Below are 23927 nucleotides of genomic sequence, written 5' to 3'. Positions count from 1 at the left end.
TTTTAACTCCTTAATAAATTATCTAGATAACAGCGTTGAATAAATAACCTACGAGCAGGATACCGCATCCCACAACGCCTATAAAAGCGGCTATCAGTTTAGGCTTGAGAACTTTGCGCAGGATAACCATTTCCGGGAACGAAAGAGCTATCACGCTCATCATAAAAGCCAGTACTGTTCCAAGTGCCGCTCCTTTGCCCAGCAAAGCTTCGACAATAGGAATTATACCCGCTGCATTTGTATACATGGGGATACCGATGACCACTGAGAGGGGGACTGACCACCATGATGAATCTCCCATGATTCCAGCAAGGTATCCTTCAGGTACATAGCCGTGGATACCTGCACCCACAGCGATTCCTAAAATTACATATTTCCATACTCGGCCGATGATTTCTTTCACAGACCCGAGCGCGTATTCAAACCTCTGCTTCCAGCTCATCTGCTGGTCTTCAAGGCCGCTTTCTCCTGCCCGGATCTCCATAACCCAGTCTTCCACATGCCTCTCAAGGTTCATGCGACCCATCACCCATCCGGCGACTATTGCGATCATTATTCCAGTGGCAAAATACAGTGCGGCAACTTTCCAGCCCAGCAACCCGTATAAGAGCACAAGGGCTATTTCGTTAACCATGGGTGCAGATATCAGGAATGAAAAAGTTACCCCGAGAGGAACTCCGGCAGTCATAAAGCCGATAAAGAGTGGCACTGCCGAGCATGAGCAGAATGGGGTAACAACGCCGAGCAGAGCGGCGAGCACGTTCCCCGCTGATTCTCTTCTGCCAGCTAAAATTTTTCTTGTTCTGTCAACAGTTACAAATGACCGCAGTATCCCTACAAAAAATACCACGATCAGCAGGAGCATAAGTACTTTCGGGGTGTCATATACAAAGAATTGCACTGCTGACCCCAGATGGCTTTCGGGAGATTGTTTGAGCAGAGTGTAGCTGAACCATTCGGAGAAAGGCAGCAGTTGCATGTAGATACCGTACCATACGGCTACGGCTGCGATAATTCCCAGAACGATTGTCCCGGTGCCTGTACTTTTTTTCTCGGTAATATTCTCAGACATATCTTTCTCTTTATTTGGCTATTTCGCCAAGTGTCAATTAAAAAAATTATTTGCCGTTGGCGATAACAGATTCCACACAATGAAAAAAGTTTAAGATACACGGGACCTTAAGCCTGTAAAAAACCTGCTTCCCACGCTTGTCATCATCAACAATTCCAGCCTGCTTGAGAATGCGCAAATGCTTGGAAACTGTGGAAATATCGTATCCTACAAGGTCCGTCAGTTCGCATACACATTTTTCACCATGAGATAAGGCGTCAATCATCATAAGCCGTGACGGATGAGCCATGGCCTTCATAACTTTTGCCCGAACCTCATAATGCTCGCTGCTTTTGCTGATAGGATTTAATTCTAAATTTTTCATAATTCATTTTCTATTTAAGCCAAATGTTTTGCATGGTCAAGGGCGGCTAGGTTATTAAAATTAGACTATGAGTGTTTAGAAGCTATATCATATTAAAATTGTTGATTCTTTTGTCTATAAAATCTCGGCTGCAGAAAATTTGCTGGCGCCAACTTAAATACTTAAGCCTATAGACACTAAAAAAGCTTGTATCAGGACGTTGTGCTGTCTTTTGGGAGAGTTGTATTAGGTCACGATTTGGTAAGGCCGAAAATGGTCCTCATATTCCTGAATTGCAGAAACAAATTGAGAGTGCTAATTTAGGTTAGATTATTTTCACAACTGATAACATCTCTATTTTAATATAAAAATGGAGTTGTTATGCATAAGTTACGGGCGCCTTATATAGCTGAAATAAAAAATTTAGCATTATATGAGGATACGTCAAACTACCGTTAATCTTAAAAGGAAAATCAATGCAGTTTCAAAATAAGTCGACAATAGAAGAAATAAAGGATCGTTTTGATAATGATGTTGAGCGCTTTTCAAATATAGAAACCGGTCAAACTGCTACTATTGATGCTCCGCTTGCTATGGAATTAATTACTAAAGCGGCATTTGCTTCAACCAAAAACATTAATAGAGTGTTAGATATAGGCTGTGGAGCAGGTAATAATACGATCAAACTTCTTCAATATGTTTCTTCTTTTGACTGTGATCTTATCGATTTAAGTTTGCCAATGCTTGAAAAAGCAAAAGAGCGAATCTCTGAAATTAATAAAGGGAATATCAATATACATCATGGCGACTTTCGCAATATCAATCTTCCTGAAGAATCATACGATGTAATCCTTGCCGCTGCTGTTTTACATCATCTTAGAGATGATAAAGATTGGGAGACAGCATTTGGAAAAATTTTTAATTTAACTGCCCCCGGCGGAAGCGTATGGATAACAGATTTAGTTTCTCACGAATCCGATTCTATACAATCCCTTATGTGGAGTCGCTACGGAGACTATCTGACCAATCTAGGTGGAGAAGCATATAGGGACAACGTATACAATTATATAGAAAAAGAAGACTCACCGAGACCGGTAACCTATCAAATCGATTTATTGAAAAAAGTAGGCTTTAAACATGTAGAACTCCTGCATAAGAACTCCTGCTTTGCCGCTTTTGGCGCCATAAAATAAACAGATTAACCAGACGTTCCAGCGGCCAGCTAAAACAAGCGGCCGCTGAACTCCTTGTTCAAAAATCGAAAAGTAATTTTTGATAATGTCGAATTAGGTGATCCGTTGTATTTCAAATATAGGTGCCTTTGAAAAAACGTTGGAGCGTTTCCGGCTGGTTTACCGCGAGCATTATCTCTGTCTGGCAAAAGAAATTGTGAAACCCGATCAATCCAACCAAAGTAGGTTTCTCACTGAAGGTATCATTTCAGTGCAGAGTGCTTCATTCCAATCCTTGTATCGCATTTAGCTAACAAAAAGAAAAAGCCTCCAGTCATTGACTGAAGGCTGTTCTATTCAAGATGGTGCCGAAGAGAAGACTCGAACTTCCACGGGGGAACCCCCACTAGACCCTGAACCTAGCGTGTCTACCAATTCCACCACTTCGGCACGGAAGAAGCTTTTAGCTGTTTACTATATTCTTGGCAAGCTTTTTTTTAGTGTTTACCGCGCTGATTTATTGTTTTTATCAAAAAAATAGGCTGCGGGGTTTCCCCCGCAGCCAGGTCGTGAGCTTAATCATCTTTCCGCAGAGCATCTTTACGATCTATGCGGAAAATCAGATTATTTCCTGAAATCTATGGGCACATAAACCCGTTCCGTATTACCGGTATAGATCTGTCTCGGGCGGTGAATCCTTGAATTAGGATTGGAGTATCCTTCATACCAATGGGCAATCCAGCCGGGCATGCGGCCTATGGCGAACATTACCGGGAACATTGCCACTGGAATTCCAAGGGCGCGCAAGATTATTCCAGAGTAGAAGTCTACATTCGGGTAGAGCTTTCTTTCAGTGAAATATTCATCAGAAGTTGCGACTTCTTCAAGTTCAAGGGCAATATCAAGCAATTCATCGTTGAATCCTGATTTTAGCAGATCGTGTGTCGCATTTTTGAGGATGCGGGCGCGCGGATCGAAGCTCTTGTATATGCGATGTCCGAATCCCATGAGACGGCATTCTTTCTTTTTAACTTTCTCAATATAATCAGCAATGGAAGTTTCTCCATCTCTGATCTGTTCGAGCATTTCAATTACCGCGGCGTTGGCTCCACCGTGGAGTTTACCCCAGAGGGCGCAGATTCCCGAAGCTACGGAAGCAAAAATGTTAGCCTGAGTTGAGCCAACCATCCTGACAGTTGAACAGGAGCAGTTCTGCTCGTGGTCTGCATGCAGCATGAAGAACAGCGAGAGAGCTTTAACAGCTTCTTCGGGCGGATCATAATGCTTGTTAGGAATAGAAAACATCATGTGCAGGAAGTTGCGGCAGTATGTAAGCTCCGGGTTAGGGTACATAAACGGTCTGCCGATTGATTTCCGGTATGAAAAAGCCGCAATTGTTCTGACCTTAGAAATTATTTTACCTACAGCCAGAAAAACCTCGGACTTTGATTCAATATTGTAGAGGTCCGTGTGGTAACTGCCCAGCGCATTGATAACCGCTGAAAGTATAGCCATGGGCTGGTTCTTGTGTGAAGGGAAGCCGTTAAAATGGTGCAGGAGTTCTTCGTGCAGCAGTTCTTCATCACACAGCAGTGCGCGGAAACGCAACAGGTCTTCCTTGCGCGGCAGCTCTCCAAAAATCAGGAGCCATGCGGTTTCAATAAAGTTACCGTGCTCCGCCAGCTCTTCAATGGGGTAGCCCCTGTATCGCAGGATGCCCTTTTCGCCATCAACATAGGTTATGTTGCTTTTGCAGGCTCCTGTGTTTCCGAAACCGGGATCATAAGTGATCAGACCGCTTTCGTTTCTCAGTTTACTGATGTCGATGGCAGTTTCGCCTTCGGTGCCGATGATAACCGGAAGCTCATAGGATTTGCCGGCATAGGTGAGTGTGGCTGTCTCTTTTTCGCTCATTACTTGAGTCTCCTCTTATGAGTTCAACAACAATTTGACTGCCGATAGATGGACGCATGAAGATAAAATTTCGGTTCTTGAAACGATCTGAATTATAAAAAGCAGACAGTTCAAGCCGGTTCACGGTTCTTTTGGGGAAGCGTGTCCGATGAATAAATTCGGAAAGTTGTATGTGTCCCGAAATCTTACCCTGTACACTGTTGGCGGCCTTGGATTGAGAGACCTGAGTCGGTCAGTGTCATGCGGGTCCTGCAGATAAAATAACGAAGGGCTTGTCCCTGATGTTGAAAGAAGGAATACGAAATATCCGTTAAAAAGTCCAGTCTGGGTTCTAAAAACTCATATAAAAGCTCATTTTGCGGTACATTTTGACTCTTTAGAAATAGTTTAGATGTAACATGTTGTTTATATTACTTATTGGCGTGGGTGCTTTATATTATGGCAATATTTATTGTGGGAATAACAACTGTGTCGTAAAATATAAATACGCAGAACTACAGAGTTAACCGACGATAATTTCTACTCTAATGTCGCTGCTGAATAAAATTCTTTATACACCTACAGTTTGAAATCAACAATTCTGAAATCAAAGCAGTTACATCATGATCGTTAACTATGAATTTTGTTTATTGTAATTTTTATGAGCACTAAATTTATCTGATTCTTAACGCTGATCGTGAAAAAACTTTCATACTTTACCTGAAAATAATTATTATGATACTAAGTTAGATGAGAATATACGACCCAGAGCTTTATAATAAAGTCTACGAACTGTAAGGGTAAAAAAATAAGATGGTAAAAAAAAATATTTCCAGAAGATCATTTGTAAAAGGGTTGGCTGCCGGAACCGCCTCTCTGGCAATGCCTTTCAATGATCACAAGGCTGAAGCTTCAGATACGTCAGAGCTGGTAACTCTTCTTGATCTTTCCCGCTGTATCGGATGCGGTGAATGTGTTGAAGCCTGCCGGACTGTGAACGGTCATAAATTTCCTCAACCGCAAAAACCTTTTCCCGAGATGGTACCCAAAGGGCGGGCTAAGGTTGAAGACTGGTCAGACAGGCGTGAAGTGGATGATCGCCTCACTCCATATAACTGGCTCTATATTGAAAGTGTTGAAGTCGAATATAAAGGGGTAGTTCATGAAATCAATATTCCCCGCCGCTGTCTGCATTGTCAGAATCCTCCCTGCGCCAACCTCTGCCCTTGGGGAGCGGCTGAAAAGCAGCAGAACGGAATAGTTAGAATTCAGCCTGATGTCTGTCTCGGCGGAGCAAAATGCAGAACGGTCTGTCCATGGCATATCCCGCAGCGGCAGACCGGAGTGGGCTTATATCTGAGACTGCTGCCGGGATTCGCCGGAAACGGAGTAATGTATAAGTGTGACCGATGCTATGACCGGATTGATAAGGGAGAGCTTCCAGCCTGCATTGAAGCCTGCCCTGAAAGTGTGCAGAAAATAGGGCCGCGGCGTGAAATTCTGAATGAAGTTCATAACATCATCCATGAAAAAGGATGGTTTGCTTACGGACTTGAGGAGAATGGTGGAACAAATACAGTTTATCTTTCTCCTGTTCCTTTTGAACTTCTGGACGCTGCTTCACGCAAAGGACCCGGATTGCCCGGACTCAATAAGGTTGATGCCGCCATGGAGGATGAGGAGAACCTTGCTGCGGCAGTGGCGATTGCGCCGTTTGCCGGACTGGTTGCCGGAATGATCAAAGCCGGCAGATTTGTCAGCTCAAAATTGGGAAAACAGGAGAAATAATGAGACATTCACTGATCTCCAATAAAATTTCCATTGTTCTGAAACTGACAATATTTGTTCTGGCCCTGACCGGAGCCGCCCAGATGCCGATATTTAAAAGGTATTATATTGCGGACCTTCCCGGTCTGGGTTGGCTCAGCGATTTCTATCTTACCAATAAAATACATTATATTTTCGGAGCAGTGCTTCTTTTTCTGCTCGCATATATTTTTACTCTTTATCTGGGAGTCTTTTCCAAGACTCACTGTGTGACTGTTTCCGGAAAGATAAAAGGACTGTTCTTCATACTTGTATGTGCGACCGGTATAATGAGGGTTATAAAAAATTTGAATTCAGTAACTTTGGACCCCTTCACCGTGATGCTCATTGACTGGATCCATCTTGGGTTTGCAATTCTTCTGGGACTCATTGCCGCAGTAACTTTTATAACAGGTAAGAAGAGGTATCTTAAAAGCCTTAAAGATCATTGAAGTAAAAATTAACCGGCGTGGTGAATCATTAATTGGTTGAAGCCGAAACATGGAGGACCGTAATGAGGAAAAGACTGCTTTTAGCTGTATTTATTTTTCTTACCGCCTTTTTATTGATGTCGACCTCAGCAATTTCTGATGAAGATGCCCCCGGAAGGGAAATGGCCCGGCAGGCTGTTAAAGGTCAGCAGAAATGGGTAACCGCTGACCATTCCAGATTTGATGCTCTAAAACAGAAGTTCAAGAGTGGGTCTGAGGTCACCAGAGCGTGTCTGAGTTGCCATAACGAGGCCGGGGAACAGTTTATGAAAACCATTCACTGGACATGGCTGGACCCCTCGGCGGCAAAGGAACTTAAGGTCGGCAAGGGTGGGCTGATTGTTAATAATTTCTGCATCAATATTCAGTCTAATGAGCCTCGCTGCACTTCCTGCCATGCCGGATATGGCTGGAAAGATAAATCTTTTGATTTCACAGATCAGAGCAAAATAGATTGTCTGGTCTGTCACGAACAGACCGGCTCATATAAAAAGTTTCCGACAATGGCGGGTAATCCTCCGCCACCTCCGGGTAAGAAGTTTTCAAATAAGTTTATAGCCTCCCCCGACTGGAATCTGGTAGCCCAGAGTGTTGCCCGGCCGACACGCCGAAACTGCGGAACCTGTCATTTCTACGGAGGCGGCGGTGATGGTGTAAAGCATGGAGATCTGGATTCATCCATGATGAAACCCGGAAAAAATCTTGATGTTCACATGGGGCTTGATTCAAGAAACTTTCAATGTACCCGTTGCCATACAACCGTGAATCACCGCATAGCCGGAAGAATTTATTCCACTCCGGCAGCTACGGAGCGCAAGTCTCTTCTTGAAGATGACCTTGGTTCTAAAATTATGTGCGAATCCTGCCACAGTTCAACTCCGCATAAATCAGAAATAGGTTCTAAAATGAATGATCATACTGACAGGGTTGCCTGCCAGAGTTGTCATATTCCTACATTTGCGCGTGAGCTGCCGACCAAGGTCTGGTGGGACTGGTCTAAAGCCGGAAAGCTTAAAGACGGCAAACCATACAATGTCAAAGGTGAGTGGGATAAGCCGGTATATATGAGTAAAAAGGGTGAGATGAAATGGGCTAAAAATGTCGTCCCCGAATACTACTGGTTTAATGGAACCATCGATACCATAACGGCCAGAACAGCAATAGACCCATCGAAGGTGGTCAGAGTCAGCAGACCTGTGGGAAGCATTGATGATCGGCATTCGCGCATAATGCCGTTCAAGGTTCACCGTGGAATGACACCTTACGACAAGGTTAATAAGAATATGGTCATTCCCCATCTTTTTGGAAAGGATAAAAAAGCTTTCTGGAAAGGTTTCGACTGGACCGTTTCAGTTAAAGCCGGAATGGAATACGCAGGTCTGCCGTTCAGTGGAGAAGTCGGCTTTGTCGAGACCGAATATGTCTACCCGACAACACACATGGTTGCTCCCCGGGAGAATGCTCTGGCGTGTGAACAGTGCCACAGCAAGCATGGTCGTCTTGAAAAAATGAATTGTATGTATCTGCCGGGGCGTGACTCAAACAGTGTGGTAGACGCTGGTGGATGGTTCATTGTTATCGCCTCTGCCGTTGGTGTAGTTTTGCATGCCTTAGGTCGAATTTTTATGAAAGGTCGCAGGGAGGATGTGTAATGAATACAAATCACAATATGAAAAAGATATATCTTTACACCAGATTTGAAAGGTTCTGGCACTGGACACAGGCCGTGCTCATTTTTCTTCTTATGATCACCGGCCTTGAAATGCACGGAGTCTTCTCCTTCTTCGGTTTTAAAGAAGCCGTCAATCTGCATAATACACTTGGAATAAGCTGGCTGGTCCTCTTTGTTTTTATCATCTTCTGGCTGCTGACAACGGGCGAGTGGAAACAGTATATTCCGACAACAAAAAAACTGTTTGCTGTGGCGTTATATTATGGTTCTGGAATTTTTAAAGGTCAGGAGCACCCTGTTCAGAAGAGCAGGTCCGCAAAACATAACCCTTTGCAGCGTCTGGTCTATCTGGGACTGTCGGCTATACTGCTGCCGTTGCAGATGATAACCGGGCTGCTTTACTGGACCTATAACGACTGGGAAGCGTGGGGAATCGGTTTTCTGAATCTATCCGTGGTGGCAACTGTCCACATGGCCTGCGCGTATGCTATTCTAGCTTTTCTCGTAGTGCATATTTATATGACAACCACGGGCCATAGCCTTACTGCGCATATCTCTGCCATGTTCAGTGGATGGGAAGATGTTCCGGAAGACTACAAAGCGGAAGCGTGGGAAGTTCACGATAGAAAGCAGTAGAAACAAAAAATCCCCCGTATTGTTTAATACGGGGGATTTTTTATATTAATACTTATGAATATCAGCCAAGTCCCATACCGGGTTTCATTTCCTGCCCGGTCAGAGTGGTTTCATATCCTCCGAGATTGTTGATGGCATTTTTTATTTCATCAGAGGAAATCAAATCAAGAAGCGTTTTAATGCGGATGTCGTCAAGATGTTTTTCGGGAATGATAAGATCGTACCTCTCTCTGGCCAGCGGAACAAAATCAAGGTCCAGAGCATTTGCTGCGGCTTTTATTCCGAGTCCGCAGTCAGCGGCACCTGTCAGCACATTTGCCGCTACAGCCATGTGAGTGTGCTCTTCACGGTCGTATCCGGTGATATCTCTGGGTGAAATTCCTGATTTTTTAAGGTGGTGGTCAAACAGAATTCTCGTCCCGGCACCACGCTGGCGGTTTATATAATTAATTCCGTCAGCCGTAAGGTCTTCTATTCCGCTTATATTTTTAGGATTACCTTTAGCTACAATCAGTCCCTGATGGCGTATGGCAAGGTTTATTACCACGGTTTTGATATCCGGGAGGTATTTTTCCAGAAAGGGAAAATTGAAGTCTCCAGACTCAGGATCAAAAAGATGACAGCCGCCGAACATGGCGTAATTATTTTTAATTGCAGTCAGCCCGCCCATTGATCCGGCATGAGTGGAAACCAGATGAAGCGGATAACTGAGACCCATTAATGTGTTTCCGATAAGGTCAAGGGTATTATCATGACTGCCCACATGCATGATGACTTTTGAGAGGGCATTTTCAGAACTCAGCAGCTCAACATTGATTGTCTCGCCTTCCTCAACCCCTTCGCTGTTTTCAGGAATTCTGGCAATTCCCTGCGCTTTAGTCAGGGTTGTTATCATACCTGCCCCACGGGGAAGGGGAACTCCTACATATTCACCATCGACTTCACCAACAGCAAGTCTGATGATTTCCATAAGCCCCGGCTTGGAAGGAGTTCTCCTCGCAAGCTTAACCTGTATTCTTTTCTTTTCAGGTATAGGCTTCCCTGAAAGCCATGAGGCTATGGGAGTGATGATATCTTCAAAGCAGACAACTGCGCTTACCGGATATCCGGGTGAGCCAACCAGCAGTTTCCCTTCAGCTTCTGCAAGAATGGTCGGTTTACCGGGCATTATCGCTATGCCGTGGTTGAGCAGGCGGCCTTTTTTTTCAAATACCTTGCGGGTAAAATCTTTACTCCCGGCTGAGGAACCTGCCCCGACAACCACAATGTGCGAGTTTTTAAGGGCAAGATCGATTGCATTGGAAAGGGCCTCTTCATTATCAGGCACCGGTCTTACATTTTGAAAATCGATGGAAAGATTTCTGGAGAGTCCTGAAAAAACCTGAGAATTGGATTCAATAACTTCTCCTGATCCCGGATTCGGTTTTTCCCGAAAAGGCAGGACTTCATCGCCTGTGGGGATAAAGGTCATCTGGACTTTTCCCCACACGTTAAGGTCGTAAATTCCTGCCGAAATAAGTGCTCCGACATCAAAGGGGGTGATTGTATGGTTTTGCGGCAGGAGCATTTCTGTAGCGACAATATCTTCGCCTATTCTGCGGACGTGCTGCCATGGAAAAGCCGGAGATTCAATGCTGACGGTGTTTTCATCAACCTGAACCACGTTTTCAATCATGATAACAGCGTCCATACCTTCAGGGAGAGCATTTCCGGTATTTACCGGTTTATAGTCCCGGTTAAGCTCAAGGTGCAGGGGATTATCTTCCCGTGCCGAAAAGGTTTTGCGGCTGCATACGGCAATCCCGTCCATTGCGGCGGAATGATAAGTCGGTGAAGAGTATTTTGCGTAAACGGCTTCTGATGTAACTCTGCCCGTTGATCTGTGGGTAGGTATTATTTCAGGCTTGATAAGCTCTTCTCGGTTCAGGGCTTCCATGGCCATCTGTACTGCTTCATCTACCGGTATTGTCTTAAGATAGATATTGCGTTCGCTCATGCCTTTCTTCTCCGGTTAAATTTCATCCAATCAATAGAGTTGAACCATCGTAATTAAAAATTGGAAATATGCAAACTACAGTAACCAGATTTCAACCTGTTTTCCTGCATAACTGCCTTCAGTGTCTTCAGCTATTACCATCAGTCCTTCAGCTTCGGTCATTGTCCTGAGCAGTCCGGATTTCCCGATTAACGGATGTGCAAGAGGAAGATTGTTTTCCCGTTTTTCAAGCTTTACCCGGACATAATCTTCACGTCCCTGTTTAGAGGCGGTGTTGCGGGCCAGTTCGGCTGGAATTAAAACTCTGCCCTTGAAGGGATTTTTACTGCCGCTTATATGCTTTATGAAAGGGATAACCAGAACAAGCATAATTATCTGTACGGAAGTAACCTGTCCGGGAAGGCCCAGAATTGGTTTACCTTCAGATTTACCGAGTATGGTTGGTTTACCCGGGCTGATTGCAACTCCGTGGGCAAGGATGGCGGAGTCTTTCATTTCTTCGATAGCCTGCACCGTAAAGTCGCGGACTCCAACAGAACTGCCGCCTGAAAGCAGGACCAGATCGTTTTCAGCTAAAGCTTTTTTCAGAGCGGATTTCAGGGCTTCAAGGTTGTCGCCTATTATCCCGTAATTCTGGGGGATTCCTCCTGCTTTCTCCACAAGGCAGCGTAAAGTGTATGAGTTTACATCACGCATTTTTCCGGGAATTGATCCGGACTTTATATCTGTCAGCTCGTCCCCGGTAGACAGAATTCCTACTGAAGGCTTTTTATGGACCTTTATTTCAGAAATTCCCAGAGCTGCCAGCAGACCTACATCCTGAAATCTTATTTTCTGACCTTCTTTAAGAACAGCCTTGCCTTTGGCACAATCTTCACCTTTGAGCATCACATTCTCACCCGGTGCGGCTGATTTTCTTATCTCCACCGTATCGGCTCCCATGATGCCGGTATGTTCAACCATAACAACTGCGTCAGAGCCTTCCGGTAGAGTCCCTCCGGTAGCTATTCTGGCACATTCTCCGGGAGAAATTTCAAAATCGGGGTATTGATCCACTCCAAGTTCTGCCACGCACTCCAGATACGAAGGCTCACTTTCACCTGATCCAAAAACGTCGGCAGCATTAACAGCAAAGCCATCCATGCAGGAACGGTTTACAGGTGGAAGATCTTCTGGAGATAAAATATCCACTGCTGCAAATCTTCCACATGCCTCCTCAATGGAAACAGATTCAGTTCCTGAGCACGGGAATTCAAGCAGAAGTTTCTGAAAAGCATCTCTGCTGATAATATCAAAAAAATCGTGCCTCATTTTATTTCCCGGTATTTTTAATCGTTATCTGCAGTTCTCCGGGAGTATATCCTTTAAGCTGTCCCAGCATAGCGGTAATACCGGCGCTCAGAATATCTCTGACAAAGGGATTCAGGGCAACAGGATTTCCGTTACAGGTTACTTCCATTTCACCTGCTGTTGTTTTGCAGCCTTTTGCAGAAGCTTTTCCTGCTACAATATCCGCCGCAAATTCTTTACAGTTCTGCCTTCCGCAGGCCTTGCAGTTAAGCCCCGGAAGCAGGAATCCTCTGGAACAGACAAGCTCGGCCAGACGCTCTATCTCTTCTTCATCAAGCCCTTTTTCCCTGTTGAGCTGCGGCAGTATTTCTATTGCCAGTTCCGGCATAAACTTATCGGAATCTTCACTTCTATCTGCCAGAATGAAGCGCGGCAGCCAGCCCTCTTTACTGCTGCCTTCCATAATCAGGATGTCCGCATCAAGTAGAGGTATCAGGTCCTGCACCATGCGTTCCCTTTTCCATGAAACAAAACTTTCTTCCGGGGAATAGGCCGCGACAGCCACAGCTGTTTTTTTGTATTCTTCGGTGTCTGTTCCTTCTGCGCCATCAAAGCCGTGGTGGGAGTGCTTCAGAACACCTACTTTAAATCCTTTTTCGGTGAGCTTTTTTGTCAGAGCCAGACCTAAGGTTGTTTTTCCGCTTTTTTTGCAGCCTACGATAGAGATTGCTTTCATGATACCCTCTATTGCTCCTGTTCTGTTCAGGCTCTGATTTCAGTTCCTATGCCTGATTTGGTAAAGAGTTCCAGCAATACGCAGTTTTCAATTCTGCCGTCAATGATATGTGCTTTTTCCACCCCGTTCTGAACTGCTTCAATGCAGCAGGTCAGTTTGGGAATCATTCCGCCCTGCGCCACGCCGGAGTCGATTGCCTCGGCGGCTTCATGCCATGTCATGGATGAAATAAGCTGTTTGTCTTTATCAAGCACTCCTGAAATATCAGTCAGCAGATGCAGTCTTTTTGCCCCGAGTGAAGAAGCGACCGCGCTTGCTACGGAATCGGCATTGATATTATAGGTCGACCCGTTGTCATCAACTCCTACCGGGGCGATGACCGGGATAAACCCGTCTCTGAGCAGTGAGTTTATAAGTGTTGTATTAACTGAGGTTACTTCGCCGACTTTACCGAGATCAATCAGTTCCGGGGCGGCTTCTGATTCTATGACAAGCTCTTTTTTTTCAGCTTTGATGAGCGTACCGTCTTTGCCGGAAAGCCCAACGGCCATTCCGCCGTTAAGATTGATAAGATTGACGATCTGTTTGTTAACCTGTCCTACAAGGACCATTTCAACAACATCCATGGTCGCCTCATCGGTAACCCGGTATCCGCGTTCAAAATGACTCTCTATTTCTAGAGCTGAAAGCATTTTTTGAATCTGAGGTCCGCCGCCGTGGACCACAACCGGATTTATGCCTATATATTTCAGAAGAACTATATTCAGAGCGAAAGCTCTCTTTAAATCTTCATCTATCATGGCATTTCCGCCATATTTGATTACAATGGTTTTGCCGTAAAAGTCCCGTATGTAGGGAAGCGACTCAATAAGAAATTTTGCTTTTATGATATCTTTATCCATATCCATGGGGACAGCCCTCCTTCAGGCCGATGTTGTTACTGTTGATCTTGCCGTGAACAGAACATAAGTGAAAAAAAGATGAAGGAAAAGCCGTTATTAAAGGTGCTCCCGTGCCGGGGGTATATATTTTCAAACCGGAGGATTTAAATGCGGACAAGATTTGGAGAATTCCGTTTTAACAGAATGGAGTTTGCCGGAGCATTGGGAGATCTTGGAGCCCTGCTGCCAATTTCAATCGGACTGATCATGCTCTGCGGGGTCAGTGCGATAGGACTTTTTTTCTGTGTCGGCGCATTTTATATTCTGGGTGGGCTTTATTACCGGGTTCCCATTGCTGTTCAGCCGATGAAAGTTATAGGAGCATACGCTCTTGCCGCTTCTGTCTCAGCTGTTCAGATTTCAGCGGCAGCGCTCCTTGTCGGTCTTATTCTGCTGGCAATCGGCTACAGTGGTTTGATAGGGAAACTTGCTGCTCTGATTCCAAAGTCTGTTGTCAGGGGCGTGCAGCTCACAACCGGAGTTCTGCTTATGAGCAAGGGGGCCGGTTTTGTCATCGGAAACACGGTTTTTCAAAAAATTCAGGGAGCGTCAGAACCGTTTCTTGCATTCTCATCAATAGGGCCTGTTTCTGTGGGGCTTATTCTAGGTGTGGCTGGGTTGGCTTTAACTCTTTTCCTGCTCAACAATCAGAAAATACCGGCGGCAATGGTTATTGTTTTCGGAGGGGCTTTATGCGGTTTTCTGCTCGGTGGAGGCAGTGGGCTTTCCCAAATTTCAGCCGGGTTGCATTTTCCTGATTTTCTGCCAGCGGGAGTGCCGGGGTGGAGTGATCTTGTCTTTGTCATGTTTGCCATGGTCCTTCCGCAGATTCCGATGACATTGGGTAATGCTGTTATCGCCAACAGGGATTTGTCAGGTGATTATTTTGACAAGGAAAGTGAAAGGGTTACTGACAAGGCTTTATGCCTGAGCATGGGCTTTGCCAATTTAGCAAGTTTTCTTTTAGGTGGTATGCCCATGTGCCATGGAGCAGGCGGACTTGCTGCCCACTACCGTTTCGGCGCAAGGACGAATACTTCCAATATTTTTATCGGTGCAGTCTTTTTATTGCTGGCGGTTTTATTCGGAGACGGGCTTCTTCCAATTGTTCAGCTTCTTCCTTTGGGAATACTTGGAGTTTTGCTTTTCTTTGCCGGCGGACAGCTTGCCATGAGCATCATTGATATTAAAAACGGCAAGGACCTTTTTACCGCCATGACAGTTCTTGGTGTTGCACAGTCCAGTAATCTGGCCTGGGGATTTATTGCCGGGATCATGGTGGCTTATGTCTTCAAAAGCGGCAGAGCCTCAATATGAATCAGAAAGCCTGCTCATTATAGATGTTGCGGCAAGGCTAAAGCTTTAATAAAGTCTGACTGAACTGATAACCGGTTTTCGTCAAGGAGATAATATGCCGCCGGATAAACGCCGCAGAACACGGGTACAGGCTTCTTTTACCGTTGAGCTGGAAATGCAGAACATCATTGTATCCGCCGTGACGGTTAATCTTAGTCTTAAGGGTATTTTGTGTGAACCTGTAGATGGTTTCGCGCCCGGTGACCTGTGTATTGTCCACATTATTCTTTCAAAAGATGTCAGAATCTGTATCAACGGCAGTGTGGTCAGGTCGGACGAGAAGGGGGTGGCAGTGGATTTTCTTGATATGGATGATGAAAGTTTCACCCATTTGAGAAAGCTGGTGCAGTATAATTCGGAAGATGCTGATTCTATTGACAGGGAGCTTATTTCGCCTGCTTTTGACTCTTGATTGCGGGAATACAGAATCTTGCAGGTTTAAAGAGGCAGAGCTCATAAACTCTTGCGCATCTGCGTGCCTTTTGTGTGGGTAAGCCGCACTCTTTCAATCTACAGTAAATATGCAGAGGATTGAAAATGTGTCTTATTTTGTCTGTTAAGCAGGTTTTCATTTCTAAAAATCTTTGTTGCAGTTGATTTTCGTCCCGTAAATGGCATTCCTGTCCCTGTTTCATTGCCATTCCGTCATCCGGTTTGGCAGACTATTAAAAAAGCGTCAAGAGCTGATTCTGAGCATCAATTATTATGCTGGCTTTTTCTTATCCAACGTTAAAATACTTACTGCCATAATGCATGCTGAAACAACAACTCCTGAATAAAATACGGCGTTTATGCCAAGACCTGAGTAAATAAGTCCCATCAGAAGCGGTGCAATTGTCTGGCCGAGTCTGAGCAGCATTCCATTCATCGACATGAATGCCGCCCGATGCTCAATTGGTGCGAGTGAAGATAAAAATGACATGGTATTAGGGAGGTTGAGTCCCTGACCAAGTCCGAAGAAACAGACCGGAAGAATGCACCAGTAGGGCCCTGTCATCTGCGGAACTAAATACATTGAAGCGGCATAAGCAACTGCTGAAATTCCTATGAGGGTTTTCTGACTGAAATATCTGGACAGTTTCCCCATCTGGGCCGCTGAAATAGCTGTAATGAATGAAGCACTCGAAATAACAATACCGATGGTAATCGGCTGTGAAGAGAAGGAGTTATGCATCATTACCGGCAGGTAGGTGATTATAGGGCCGTACAGGATTATGAATGTCAGCAGTGTGATAGCAAACAGTCCCAGGACCTGAAGATTTTTCATCCCGGACAGGGCATTTTTTACATACTGAATTAAGTTACTGTCTGATTTTGGTTCCGGGTTATTGAGTTTGGCTGAAACAACCCATGCCATAGGCAGGGCAGAAAGTGAGAGCAGAAAAGGTGCTCTCCAGCTCATTTGAGCAAGTATCCCGCCAATTGCCGGCAAAATGGCTGTTCCCATGCTTAAAACTCCGGCATTAAGACCCATGGCTTTTATGCGCTCACGCCCTTCAAAAAGATCTCCTATGATAGTCAGGCTGAGTACTCCGACCGCTGCGGCCCCTATGCCCTGAATCAGTCTTAAGACAAGCAGGATTTCAAATGTAGGAGCAAAGTAGCAGGCGGCCCCGGCAAGACCGAACAGGACCAGACTTGGTACAAGAATTTTTTTTCTTCCTGTACGGTCTGCAAACACTCCGGCTAAAGGCGAAAAAATTATTCCCGGAAGAGTGAAAACGGTGAAGATAAGCCCGATAGATGAAGTTTTTATACCAAATGCTTTAATGATTAACGGCAGTGACGGGATAATGCTTGAAACACCCATGATCGCTACTAAAGTCACGGCAAAAATTATTTGAAGATTTTTATTTTTATATATCTTAGCCATAAGTGATATCCTTGTTCGTAAAATGAGAGTGGAGGCTACTCTAAAAGAATATAAAAATAAACTGGCTGAAAGTGGTGGAAAATACTGTATGAATTGTATTCATTGATTAACGGGTATAGATAGTATTAGATTATTTTCAGCTTAATCTTTGGAAAGTTGAAAAAGGCATAATCCTATTTCTGAATAAACGGGTTTTATAATGAAATTTAAATTCCTTATATTTCTTTTCCTGTTCGTCTCCTTCCTTGGAGCTTCAACGGCCAATTGTGCCGTAAAAAGTGAGATTACTCTTAATGAGGCTGAAATAGCCTGGATGAAGGTCCATCCTGAAAAAATAAAATTTTATATGTACGGCAATATGCCGCCGTTTTCTTTCAAAGACGATGATGGAAGCTTTAAGGGGCTTACCATTGATTATCTGCGTCTTCTTGAGAGAAAAACCGGACTCCAGTTTGAAATACATGATGCCGGTTCGTGGAATGCTTTGCTTAATACTTATGAAGAAGGCCGGGTGGATGTTGTTGGTGGAATTCAGCCTGAAACCGACAGGGAAGTCCGCTTTGTATATACTTCGGCATATATAAGTGTTCCTGAAGTTATTCTGGTCCGTTCTTCGGTTACCAGAGATCTTACCCCTGAAAATCTTAGAGGCATGAAAGTGGCCGTGGTCAATGGCGGCATCAGCTGGAAGGCTTTGCAGGAAAAATATCCGGATATTGAATTCGTCAGCTTTGAGAATTCTGCAAGAGGCTTGCAGAGTGTTTCTTTCGGCAGATCGGACGCTATGATAACTGACATGGCTGTGGCCTCGTTTCTTACTGAAAAACTCGGGATATCAAATCTTCGTGTTGCAGGCAGGCTTGATGCTCCCAGAAAGTTCTCTTTCGGTTGCCGCAGCGATCTTAAAACACTGCGCAATATTATGCAGGAAGGGCTTAAAAATATCAGTGAGCCTGAATCCAGAAAGATAAAGAACCGCTGGATCACTGTAGAAGGGATGGATTATTCACCGTTTGCAGACTGGCGTATATATGCCCTGAGCTTACTCAGTATGCTGGTTGTAATCGCGGCTGTATATTTCCGTTTTCGCAGGCGTGACAAAATGGTTCTGGTAAAGGCCGCCGATCTTCAGAGAGATAAAGACCGCCTTGATCTGGTTTTAAGCGGTAGTAACGATGGTTACTGGGACTGGGACCGCGATACCGATATAGTTTATTATTCACCGTCATGGAAAGCCATAATCGGCTATCGGGACAGCGAAATTCCTAATGAACTTGAAGAATGGCAGAAGAGAATCCATCCTGATGATTTGGACCGGGTGAATGAAGCCAATAATGTCTTTTACAAAAGTAATAAAAGCCATTTTTAGGTTGAATACCGGCTGCTTCATAAGGATGGAAGTTATCGCTGGGTTTCAGGACGGGGAACCTGTTTAAGGGATTCACAGGGAATTCCATACAGAATGGGTGGAGTTCATACCGACATAACCGAAAGTGTAAAAGCCAAAAATGCGCTGATTGAAAATGAAAAACGCTACAGGGCGTATCTCGATAACTCACCTATGGCTATAATTGTAACCGATCTTGAAGGATGTGTGACCGAAGTCAATGTCTCGGGATGCACACTCATAGGGCTTGCCAGAATAGAATTGCTCGGGCGCAGTCTGGCAGAGTTCTGGAAGGGGAATTTTAAATCTGTCCCTTCAAAAATAAGAGTCTCAGGAAAAATCAGCTCGGAACAGCATTTAATAATTAACAGCGGTGAAGAAATTATAGTCATGGTCTGGGCCAATGTTGTTAATGATGATGCTTTTATGTTTTTTCTTGTAGATATCACGGACAGAAAACGCATGGAAATGGAGATCAAGGACAGCCGCAGACTGCTTATGGAAGCTCAGGCCATGGCCCACATGGGCCATTGGATTATGGAAATCCCGTCAATGCAGCTTCAATGGTCTGATGAAACTTTTAGAATTTTCGGTTTTTATCCCGGAGAAATAAAACCTGATTTTGATTTCCTTTTGAAAAGAATTCATCATGATGATTCTCCAAGAATCTTTGAAGAGTTTCAGGCCGCTTTAAAGAGCAAAGATGAGTACAATCAGGAATACAAAATAGTGCATCCTGACGGCAGTATTCGGTATGTGCATTCCAGAGGTATGCTTAAACGCGGTGATGACGGAAATGTTTTCAGAGTTCTTGGAACAATGCAGGACATAACCCAGCGTAAATTAGGCGAGATGGAAATTATTTCTGCACGGGAGCAGGCTCTGGCGGCAAGCAGGGCCAAGTCCGAATTTCTGGCCAACATGTCACATGAGATAAGAACTCCATTGAGCAGCATAAGCGGAATTTTGAATCTCCTGAAAGATGTTCCCCTTGACCCCGTTCATGAAGACCTTGTCCGTCATGCTTCAAAATCCACTAAAAGGCTCACCGGATTGCTGAGCGATATTCTCGATCTGTCACGACTGGAATCAGGACAACTGGTCTTGAGGGAAAATCTCTTTAAAATATCAGCGATTAGAAATTCAATTCTTGAGCTGTATGAACTGACGGTAAAGAGTAAAGGAATAAATTTTGATTGCAGAATTGCGGAAGATTTTCCCGAGTATCTGATTGGTGATGAAATAAGACTGTCTCAGGTGCTCGTAAATCTTGTGGGAAATTCCATAAAATTTACTTCACAGGGGGGAGTTCAGTTGGAAATCAGCTGCCCGGAGCGTTCAGAGAAAAAAATTATGGCGCAGTTTACAGTCATAGACAGCGGACCGGGAATACCTGAAGAACAATATATAAAAATTTTTGAATCATTTGAGCACGGTGAGGATAACTATCAACGTGATTATCAGGGTGCAGGTCTTGGGCTGACCATAGTCCACAGGCTGTTGTCATTGATGGGAGGAAATATCGCCGTTGAGAGTTCAGAAGGAAACGGGGCCTCGTTTTATGTCCGTATTCCTTTCAGGCTTCCGGCAAAGATTAAACCGGCGCTTGGGACCGGAAAAAACGATGATTCAGATGCTGACCTAAATAAATTCAAGATACTGCTTGTTGAAGATGATCCCGGAAATCAGATTACACTGATTAAGCAGCTGGAACGTATCGGATATAAAACTGATCTGGCTGAGAACGGTCAGGAAGCGGTGAACAAAATCAAGGAAGGCTCCTATGGTTGTGTGCTGATGGATATCCAGATGCCGGTACTTGATGGGGTGGAGGCCACCTCTGCAATCCGGCAGGGTCTGGCAGGTGAGAACAATAAAAATATTCCGATTATCGCGCTTACAGCATACGCCATGGTCGGTGACCGGGAAAAATTCATAGATGCGGGAATGGATAACTACCTCTCAAAGCCGGTTGATATGAAAAAGCTTTCGGCAATCCTTAAAAAACTTGAAGAGCTGGCAAGGCGGTTTTAAGGATGTTCACTTTTTTAGGTAGGTTCAGCCCTTTTGCCGTTTTCAGAAAAGTTAATACGAAATTTACTTTTCTGCTTGTTTTTCTGGCATTGCAGGGGATTGTTTCTTCTATGGCGGGCAATGCCGTTATCTTTCAGAAGATTCTTTATTTTTATACATATCTGGTTTTTCTTGCAGCTGTTTCAGCTATTATTGAAAATAAAGTCAGACTTTATTTTTTTGCAGGGCTTTTTGCGTTGTCTCTTGCCTGCTCAATGCTGTTTTTCAGCAGTGGTCAAATAATCCTTCTGGCTGTGAGCGAATGTTCAGACTCCATTATGCTGCTAATGACTTCACTTGGAATACTCGGATATATGCTCCGTCAGAAAAGGGTAACCGGTGATCTTGTTTCAGGTTCTATATGTATTTATCTGCTTATGGGATTGTTATGGACCAATATTTATGCCTTGTGCGTGATGGCTGACCACGGAGCTGTTTCAGGTCTTTCCGAAGTCAGTAATATTTTTATAATTAAAAAGGATCTTAATTACTTCAGTTTCATGACCATGCTGACTGTCGGTTACGGAGATATAGTTCCGGTAAGTGATCTGGTAAAAGCTTTTGCGGTTCTTCAGGGAATTTTCGGGCAGATGTATATTGCCGTATTTGTAGCCAGTGTTATCGGGATGTTTTTATCTCAGGAAGTCCGTAATAGTGACTGAATTTTTGAATTTACAGCGTCTATAATAAAAGCCCAATAAAAAAGACGGTATAGTCATACCGTCTTTTTTTATCAAAATATATTCAGAGAAAATCAGATAGCTGCATCTATAAGCATATTGTCTCTGTGGATAGCCTCACTGTAGTTGCAGCTGCCTAGAATATTACTTATTTCGCATGATTTGTGGCTTTTTATCCTTTCAAGATCACATGAAGAATAGTTGGTTATTCCAGCTCCCAGTGACTGGCCTTCTGAATTTAAAATTCTGACCAGTGCGCCGGATTCAAAGCTGCCTTTAATTTCTGTAATGCCAGCGGGTAAAAGACTTTTACCTTTTTCATGCAGAGCTTTTTCAGCACCTGAATCCACGATGATATCACCTTCAGGTTCGTGATTGTAGGCCAGCCAGAATTTACGGCGGGAAACGTTTTTATCTTCCGGTGTGATCCATGTTCCGCATTCTTCCCCTGCAAAAACACGTTCGATTATCATGCGTTTTTTGCCGGAAATAATAAGTGTCGGCACACCAAGTTGGGCAGCTCGTCTGGCTGCGCGCATTTTTGAAAACATTCCACCGGTTCCGGCTGCTGTTTTGCCGTCACACATGGCATCAAGATCCAGCTCGGAAATGTTGTCTATGACCGAAAGGTGCTTTGCGTCAGGATTTTCATCCGGGTTTTTATCAAAAACACCATCAGCAGAGGTCAGATTGATAAAAAGATCTGCCTCCACAACATTTAAAATCAGACTGGCAAGTGTATCATTGTCACCAAATTTAAGTTCCTGAATTGATACGGTATCATTCTCATTAATAATTGGAATTACCCGCCATTCAAGCAGTCTGGACAAGGTGTTGCGGGCATTCAGAAAACGTTTGCGGCTTTGAAGGCCGTCACGGGTCAGAAGCACCTGCGAGGTTGTCAGTCCGAATCTTCTGAATGTTTCATCGTATTCATGCATAAGGCGGCTCTGCCCTATGGCAGAAGCAGCCTGTCTTGCAGGAAGGTCGTTAAGCTCGATTTTGTTGTGCATAGCCCCTTTTCCGGCAGCAACCGCGCCGGAAGAAACAAGGACAATATCAACTCCGCGTTCGTGCAGAGCTGATAACTGGTCGGCAATACGGCATATCAGTCCAAGGTTTATGCCCTCTCCAGTGGTAAGCACCGCGCTGCCGATTTTAACAACTATGCGTTTGGCTTCACGCAGAACATCAAGCCTGTTGCTCATCATCTTCCTCTTTATTTAATAAAGTAAAACGTTCCCACATAAGTTCTACGAGGTCTTCAACCCCGTCACCATTCAAGGCTGAAATGAAATGGATATCAAGACCTTCATCCTGAGCGGCCTTTTTAATTTCTTCCAGTCTTTCCGGCGAAAGCAGGTCTATTTTATTAACAACTCTGATCTGTTTTTTCTCACCGAGAGTTTTATCAAAAAGGCGAAGCTCTTCATCAAGCAGTTTGAACCCTGCAAACGGCTCGTCTTCTCCGATGTCTTCAGCACTCAAAATGTGCAGCAGAAAGCGTGTTCTTTCCACATGCTTGAGGAATTTATGCCCGAGTCCGAGGCCCTCGCTTGCGCCTTCAATTAGTCCGGGGATGTCGGCTATGACCAGCTTGTTACCCATTCCATCATCAAGCACTCCGAGGTTTGGAGTGAGAGTGGTAAAAGGATAAGCTGCGATTTTAGGCTTGGCAGCTGAAACTCTGGATATAAAAGTAGATTTACCTGCGTTGGGCAATCCCAGAAGTCCTACGTCAGCAATAATTTTAAGCTGAAGTCTGAGCCTTTTCTCTTCTCCGGGGAAACCGTCTTCAGCATAACGCGGTGTCTGATTGGTTGAGGATTTAAAATGAATGTTTCCTCTACCGCCTTTTCCACCTTTGCAGATCAGAACTTCCAATTCATTTTCAGTTATATCGGCAAGCAGTTTTTCGCTACCGTCTTCAAAGACTTCATATACAAGAGTTCCGACAGGCAGTTCCACAATCTGGTCATCAGCAGATTTTCCATAGCAGTCACTGCCGAGTCCCTGCTGTCCGTTTTTAGCTTCATAAACTCTTTTGAGTCTGAAATCGTAAAGGGTCAGCAGTTTGTTGGAGCCTTTGAAAATAAGGTCTCCGCCTTTACCGCCATCTCCTCCGCTTGGACCGCCTTTGGGGATGAATCTTTCTCTTCTGAATGCTACACAGCCATTGCCACCTTTGCCGGAACGTACTGTTATGGTAGCTTCGTCAACGAATCTCATTAAATTTCCTCGTGTTGAAGGGCATTATAGAGCCCGTATTAGTACCTGAATATTTCAGGATTATATTTGGATTTTTGGTGCGGTCAACCGCTACCGGTGGAGTATGGATGCAGCTTGAAATTTTGGCAACATCAGAATGCCTGAAACTTGAAATTTATTGTCCAGTCATCAGTGTCGGGGGAGTAGAGGGGGGGATATTTTTATAAAAATTAAAATGCAATCCAAGCCGACACTAACAGTGTCAGTTCAGATTTTCAGAAAATGTCAGGCTGCAAAAATTC

The 23927-nt window shown here is 44.4% G+C and carries 19 protein-coding genes, 1 tRNA gene and 1 pseudogene; 10 read left to right on the top strand and 11 right to left on the bottom strand.

From position 1 onward, the window contains the following. Nucleotides 1–22: 22 nt before the first annotated feature. Complete coding sequence (locus tag G496_RS0116345) at nucleotides 23–1072, bottom strand: permease (RefSeq protein WP_027180216.1); 1050 nt, start codon at nucleotides 1070–1072, stop codon at nucleotides 23–25. A 46-nt stretch (nucleotides 1073–1118) separates the two neighbouring features. Beyond that, entirely contained in the window at nucleotides 1119–1436 is a 318-nt protein-coding gene (locus tag G496_RS0116340; RefSeq protein ID WP_051295112.1) for an ArsR/SmtB family transcription factor, read from the bottom strand. A 455-nt stretch (nucleotides 1437–1891) separates the two neighbouring features. On the opposite strand from G496_RS0116340, the gene G496_RS0116335 reads away from it, so the two are divergent. Continuing rightward, nucleotides 1892–2608: a class I SAM-dependent methyltransferase gene (locus G496_RS0116335; RefSeq protein WP_034633687.1), complete on the top strand. Its 717-nt coding sequence runs from the start codon at nucleotides 1892–1894 to the stop codon at nucleotides 2606–2608. Nucleotides 2609–2950: 342 nt separating this feature from the next. Here the strand turns inward: G496_RS0116335 and G496_RS0116330 are convergent. Next, nucleotides 2951–3037: transfer RNA gene (locus G496_RS0116330), tRNA-Leu, on the bottom strand. 174 nt (nucleotides 3038–3211) lie between these two features. Continuing rightward, the gene (locus G496_RS0116325; protein WP_027180213.1) at nucleotides 3212–4501 is read right to left on the bottom strand and encodes a citrate synthase; all 1290 of its coding nucleotides are present in this window, start codon (nucleotides 4499–4501) and stop codon (nucleotides 3212–3214) included. 792 nt (nucleotides 4502–5293) lie between these two features. Here G496_RS0116325 and G496_RS0116320 point away from each other — a divergent pair. From G496_RS0116320 to G496_RS0116305, 4 genes are all read left to right on the top strand, one after another. After that, entirely contained in the window at nucleotides 5294–6268 is a 975-nt protein-coding gene (locus G496_RS0116320) for a 4Fe-4S dicluster domain-containing protein (RefSeq protein ID WP_027180212.1), read from the top strand. Further along, complete coding sequence (locus tag G496_RS0116315; protein WP_034633684.1) at nucleotides 6268–6738, top strand: hypothetical protein; 471 nt, start codon at nucleotides 6268–6270, stop codon at nucleotides 6736–6738. The genes G496_RS0116320 and G496_RS0116315 overlap by 1 nt, the downstream gene beginning before the upstream one ends. Nucleotides 6739–6800: 62 nt before the next feature. After that, the gene (locus tag G496_RS0116310) at nucleotides 6801–8429 is read left to right on the top strand and encodes a tetrathionate reductase family octaheme c-type cytochrome (protein WP_027180210.1); all 1629 of its coding nucleotides are present in this window, start codon (nucleotides 6801–6803) and stop codon (nucleotides 8427–8429) included. After that, nucleotides 8429–9085: a cytochrome b/b6 domain-containing protein gene (locus tag G496_RS0116305; RefSeq protein WP_027180209.1), complete on the top strand. Its 657-nt coding sequence runs from the start codon at nucleotides 8429–8431 to the stop codon at nucleotides 9083–9085. Before G496_RS0116310 ends, G496_RS0116305 begins: the two co-directional genes overlap by 1 nt. A gap of 61 nt (nucleotides 9086–9146) precedes the next feature. Here G496_RS0116305 and G496_RS0116300 read toward each other — a convergent pair whose 3' ends face one another. From G496_RS0116300 to argB, 4 genes are all read right to left on the bottom strand, one after another. Continuing rightward, nucleotides 9147–11081 carry a molybdopterin biosynthesis protein gene (locus G496_RS0116300; RefSeq protein ID WP_027180208.1) on the bottom strand — a complete coding sequence of 645 codons (1935 nt, stop codon included), beginning with the start codon at nucleotides 11079–11081 and terminating at the stop codon, nucleotides 9147–9149. A gap of 75 nt (nucleotides 11082–11156) precedes the next feature. Further along, on the bottom strand, nucleotides 11157–12392 hold the full coding sequence (locus tag G496_RS0116295) for a molybdopterin molybdotransferase MoeA (protein ID WP_027180207.1): 1236 nt from the start codon (nucleotides 12390–12392) through the stop codon (nucleotides 11157–11159). Nucleotide 12393: 1 nt separating this feature from the next. After that, nucleotides 12394–13107, bottom strand: coding sequence for a molybdopterin-guanine dinucleotide biosynthesis protein MobB (locus tag G496_RS0116290; protein ID WP_027180206.1), 714 nt, complete (start codon nucleotides 13105–13107; stop codon nucleotides 12394–12396). A 26-nt stretch (nucleotides 13108–13133) separates the two neighbouring features. Next, a complete protein-coding gene (argB, locus tag G496_RS0116285; RefSeq protein WP_027180205.1) occupies nucleotides 13134–14009 on the bottom strand; it encodes an acetylglutamate kinase in 876 nt (291 codons plus the stop codon). A gap of 147 nt (nucleotides 14010–14156) precedes the next feature. On the opposite strand from argB, the gene G496_RS0116280 reads away from it, so the two are divergent. Both G496_RS0116280 and G496_RS0116275 read left to right on the top strand, forming a co-directional pair. Then, nucleotides 14157–15365, top strand: a complete 1209-nt coding sequence (locus tag G496_RS0116280) for a putative sulfate/molybdate transporter (RefSeq protein WP_027180204.1) — start codon at nucleotides 14157–14159, stop codon at nucleotides 15363–15365. Between the two features lie 94 nt (nucleotides 15366–15459). Next, nucleotides 15460–15816 carry a PilZ domain-containing protein gene (locus tag G496_RS0116275; protein WP_027180203.1) on the top strand — a complete coding sequence of 119 codons (357 nt, stop codon included), beginning with the start codon at nucleotides 15460–15462 and terminating at the stop codon, nucleotides 15814–15816. Nucleotides 15817–16107: 291 nt separating this feature from the next. On the opposite strand, the gene G496_RS0116270 is transcribed toward G496_RS0116275, so the two are convergent. Beyond that, entirely contained in the window at nucleotides 16108–17277 is a 1170-nt protein-coding gene (locus tag G496_RS0116270) for an MFS transporter (protein ID WP_027180202.1), read from the bottom strand. 199 nt (nucleotides 17278–17476) lie between these two features. On the opposite strand from G496_RS0116270, the pseudogene G496_RS0116265 reads away from it, so the two are divergent. The 3 genes and pseudogenes from G496_RS0116265 to G496_RS0116255 form a co-directional block, all read left to right on the top strand. Next, nucleotides 17477–18742 (top strand): annotated as a pseudogene (locus G496_RS0116265) (PAS domain-containing protein); the annotation flags it as partial. Further along, on the top strand, nucleotides 18740–20698 hold the full coding sequence (locus G496_RS20740; RefSeq protein WP_051295111.1) for an ATP-binding protein: 1959 nt from the start codon (nucleotides 18740–18742) through the stop codon (nucleotides 20696–20698). The pseudogene G496_RS0116265 and the gene G496_RS20740, both read left to right, overlap by 3 nt. A gap of 2 nt (nucleotides 20699–20700) precedes the next feature. Further along, the gene (locus G496_RS0116255; RefSeq protein WP_051295110.1) at nucleotides 20701–21399 is read left to right on the top strand and encodes a potassium channel family protein; all 699 of its coding nucleotides are present in this window, start codon (nucleotides 20701–20703) and stop codon (nucleotides 21397–21399) included. 92 nt (nucleotides 21400–21491) lie between these two features. Here G496_RS0116255 and proB read toward each other — a convergent pair whose 3' ends face one another. Further along, on the bottom strand, nucleotides 21492–22625 hold the full coding sequence (gene proB / locus G496_RS0116250) for a glutamate 5-kinase (RefSeq protein ID WP_027180199.1): 1134 nt from the start codon (nucleotides 22623–22625) through the stop codon (nucleotides 21492–21494). Continuing rightward, a complete protein-coding gene (obgE, locus tag G496_RS0116245) occupies nucleotides 22609–23646 on the bottom strand; it encodes a GTPase ObgE (RefSeq protein ID WP_027180198.1) in 1038 nt (345 codons plus the stop codon). The genes proB and obgE overlap by 17 nt, the downstream gene beginning before the upstream one ends. Nucleotides 23647–23927 lie beyond the last annotated feature (281 nt).

This window comes from Maridesulfovibrio bastinii DSM 16055 (genome assembly GCF_000429985.1).
In the GTDB taxonomy this organism is placed as follows: Bacteria; Desulfobacterota; Desulfovibrionia; order Desulfovibrionales; family Desulfovibrionaceae; genus Maridesulfovibrio; species Maridesulfovibrio bastinii.
This window is presented reverse-complemented; position numbering and strand designations above follow the sequence as displayed.

Coding starts and splice junctions, on each gene's coding strand:
- G496_RS0116345 (WP_027180216.1), bottom strand. CDS start 1,072: ATGTCTGAGAATATTACCGAGAAAAAAAGTACAGGCACCGGGACAATC.
- G496_RS0116340 (WP_051295112.1), bottom strand. CDS start 1,436: ATGAAAAATTTAGAATTAAATCCTATCAGCAAAAGCAGCGAGCATTAT.
- G496_RS0116335 (WP_034633687.1), top strand. CDS start 1,892: ATGCAGTTTCAAAATAAGTCGACAATAGAAGAAATAAAGGATCGTTTT.
- G496_RS0116325 (WP_027180213.1), bottom strand. CDS start 4,501: ATGAGCGAAAAAGAGACAGCCACACTCACCTATGCCGGCAAATCCTAT.
- G496_RS0116320 (WP_027180212.1), top strand. CDS start 5,294: ATGGTAAAAAAAAATATTTCCAGAAGATCATTTGTAAAAGGGTTGGCT.
- G496_RS0116315 (WP_034633684.1), top strand. CDS start 6,268: ATGAGACATTCACTGATCTCCAATAAAATTTCCATTGTTCTGAAACTG.
- G496_RS0116310 (WP_027180210.1), top strand. CDS start 6,801: ATGAGGAAAAGACTGCTTTTAGCTGTATTTATTTTTCTTACCGCCTTT.
- G496_RS0116305 (WP_027180209.1), top strand. CDS start 8,429: ATGAATACAAATCACAATATGAAAAAGATATATCTTTACACCAGATTT.
- G496_RS0116300 (WP_027180208.1), bottom strand. CDS start 11,081: ATGAGCGAACGCAATATCTATCTTAAGACAATACCGGTAGATGAAGCA.
- G496_RS0116295 (WP_027180207.1), bottom strand. CDS start 12,392: ATGAGGCACGATTTTTTTGATATTATCAGCAGAGATGCTTTTCAGAAA.
- G496_RS0116290 (WP_027180206.1), bottom strand. CDS start 13,107: ATGAAAGCAATCTCTATCGTAGGCTGCAAAAAAAGCGGAAAAACAACC.
- argB (WP_027180205.1), bottom strand. CDS start 14,009: ATGGATAAAGATATCATAAAAGCAAAATTTCTTATTGAGTCGCTTCCC.
- G496_RS0116280 (WP_027180204.1), top strand. CDS start 14,157: ATGCGGACAAGATTTGGAGAATTCCGTTTTAACAGAATGGAGTTTGCC.
- G496_RS0116275 (WP_027180203.1), top strand. CDS start 15,460: ATGCCGCCGGATAAACGCCGCAGAACACGGGTACAGGCTTCTTTTACC.
- G496_RS0116270 (WP_027180202.1), bottom strand. CDS start 17,277: ATGGCTAAGATATATAAAAATAAAAATCTTCAAATAATTTTTGCCGTG.
- G496_RS20740 (WP_051295111.1), top strand. CDS start 18,740: ATGGGTGGAGTTCATACCGACATAACCGAAAGTGTAAAAGCCAAAAAT.
- G496_RS0116255 (WP_051295110.1), top strand. CDS start 20,701: ATGTTCACTTTTTTAGGTAGGTTCAGCCCTTTTGCCGTTTTCAGAAAA.
- proB (WP_027180199.1), bottom strand. CDS start 22,625: ATGAGCAACAGGCTTGATGTTCTGCGTGAAGCCAAACGCATAGTTGTT.
- obgE (WP_027180198.1), bottom strand. CDS start 23,646: ATGAGATTCGTTGACGAAGCTACCATAACAGTACGTTCCGGCAAAGGT.